The organism is Cupriavidus sp. SS-3, assembly GCF_035818815.1.
GTDB classification, from domain to species: Bacteria; Pseudomonadota; Gammaproteobacteria; order Burkholderiales; family Burkholderiaceae; genus Cupriavidus; species Cupriavidus taiwanensis_C.
Genome location: NZ_JAYLVT010000054.1, coordinates 1 through 926, shown reverse-complemented (window position 1 = coordinate 926; position 926 = coordinate 1). Strand labels below are relative to the sequence as shown.

General features: G+C 68.1%; 2 protein-coding genes. Both read right to left on the bottom strand.

The genetic code is table 11. The annotated features are described in order from the left end of the window. On the bottom strand, positions 1-305 hold a 305-nt coding region (locus U9J39_RS29390; RefSeq protein ID WP_326348802.1), incomplete at its 3' end, for an amino acid permease. Positions 306-478: 173 nt separating this feature from the next. Further along, on the bottom strand, positions 479-829 hold the full coding sequence (locus U9J39_RS29385) for a VOC family protein (protein ID WP_116312075.1): 351 nt from the start codon (positions 827-829) through the stop codon (positions 479-481). Positions 830-926: the final 97 nt, after the last annotated feature.

Here is a 926-nt window from a genome sequence, read left to right as displayed (position 1 = left end):
GCGACGATCTCGCCCAGCGTGGCGTAGCTGTAGGTATAGATCGAGCCCGACACCGGGATCGCCGAGGCGAACTCCGCATAGCACAGCGCGGCAAAGCCGCACGCCAGCGCCGCGATCACGAACGACACCGTCAGCGCTGGCCCCGCGGTCAGCGCGCCGGTGCCGGTCAGCACGAAGATGCCGGTGCCGATGATGGCGCCGATGCCCATCAGCACCAGGTCGACCGGACCCAGCACTTTTTTCAGGCCGTCATCGCGCGCGACGGCCAGCATCGCGTCGATGTCCTTGGTACGGAACAAGCTCATTCAGACTCCTGCAACGGTGGCCGGGCCCGCGGTGGCAACGCGCGGGTCCGGCAAAAAGGGCGCTAGTGTACGCCGCTGGCCGGGCGCTTACAGCACTTGCACCCGGCCACCGCATGGCAGGAATGATAGGAAAGCCCCGCCTGCCCGGCACTGACGGCAGGCAAGGCGCGCGCTCAGGCGTGCGCGAGGATGTTGACCAGTTGCCCGAAGGGGTCGCGCACGAAGAAACGGCGCACGCCCCACGGTTCGTCGGCCGGGCCGTATTCCACGGCAAATCCGGCGGCTACCATGCGGCGGTGGGCCTCGTCGACATCGTCGACCTCGATCGACAGTGCGGGCACGGGCGTGCCGTTGCCGCCTTCCACGGCAAAGCTGACCTGCGCGCGCGCGGTGCCATCGCTGCCGTAGGTGCGGATCCAGCCGTGGTCCATCAGCAGGTCCAGGCCCAGCACGTCCTGGTAGAAGGCGCGCGCCTGGCCGGGATCGGCGGTGCCGATGTTGGCGACGATGCGGTTGACCTTCATGCCCGCGCTCCGCTGGTTACTTCGCCACCGGCATGGTGAACTCCGCGCCCTTGGCGATCGAATCGGGCCAGCGCTGCATCACGCTCTTGTAGCGCGT

What these genes read in the sequence shown, in the direction of transcription:
- U9J39_RS29385 (WP_116312075.1), bottom strand. Translation starts at nt 829, where the DNA reads ATGAAGGTCAACCGCATCGTCGCCAACATCGGCACCGCCGATCCCGGC.